At 62.1% G+C, this 1,040-nt stretch carries 1 protein-coding gene; it reads left to right on the top strand.

From position 1 onward, the window contains the following. Nucleotides 1-972, top strand: a 972-nt coding sequence (locus tag BMX92_RS27630; protein ID WP_093022799.1) for a hypothetical protein, incomplete at its 5' end; no start/stop codon positions are given. Nucleotides 973-1,040: the final 68 nt, after the last annotated feature.

Here is a 1,040-nt window from a genome sequence, read left to right as displayed (position 1 = left end):
ACCTATCCCACGGGCGGTTACTCGCTGACCGGGGAAACGCCGTCTGGCCAATATTATATCCGGTTCTACTGGAACGGCCCGGTACGGCGCTATGCCACCTCCGCCGACCTGACCAATGGCGGGAACGTCCGGATCAAAGGGACGATCGTCTTTCAGGCGGAGTATGATGCGACCTGGACGCCGGAGCGGCTGGGGACGGCGGTTGTCGGGTGGTTCGACGCAGCCTCGACGGTGTCGCTCACGCTGTCTGATAGCAAGGTTTCGGCCTGGAGGAATCGCGGGGTCGCTGCCGTCTCGCTTGTTCAGGCGACAGCGGCCAAGCGGCCGACCTACAGCGCTACAGGCTGGGATGGTACTCGCCCCTGCCTCAGTTCCAACGGCGCGCCGGACGGGCCGATCCTCGTGGCAACAACAGACGCAATGAAGGGCGTGCGCTGGATATTCGTCGTCGCTGAGCGCGCGACGCAGGATGAAACCAATCTGTCAGCGACGGTGCGCGGTATCGCCTCCACAGCCGATGCGAGTGGCAATCGCATCTATCTGGCTGTGTCCACTTCCGGCGCGGACGCGGCTCAGACGGCTGTTCGGCTCTATTCATCTGGCACTGGCGGTAGCAGCGTTTCCGCCACGCCATGGGCGATCGGCAGCAAGGCGCTCGTTTTTGGTGGTGCTGGGTCTACAGTTTCGATCGGGCTGAACGGCGGAACGCCTAGCGGTGCTGGAACGCTCGGCACAACATCCGTGTCTGTGGGCTTTGCCCTATTTGGCTTGTCGGAAGCTGGGGGAGGCAATGTTGTTGCCCGCTTCGCCGGCAAGATTGCCGAAGTCCTCGTCATCGATCCGACGCTGTTGCCCAATGGCGGATCGACCTTCGACCGGCAGAAGATCGAAGGCTATCTGGCTCACAAATGGGGCATCCAGAACAGCCTGGCCGCAGGCCACCCTTTCCTCACAACAGCACCGGTGAACTGACATGGATGAAGAAGAAAATGTGATCGTGCGCGCCGCCGTGATGGACGACGCGCTGACCTTCTACTGCC

Source organism: Sphingobium sp. YR768 (genome assembly GCF_900111125.1).
Lineage (GTDB): Bacteria > Pseudomonadota > Alphaproteobacteria > Sphingomonadales > Sphingomonadaceae > Sphingobium.
This window is presented reverse-complemented; position numbering and strand designations above follow the sequence as displayed.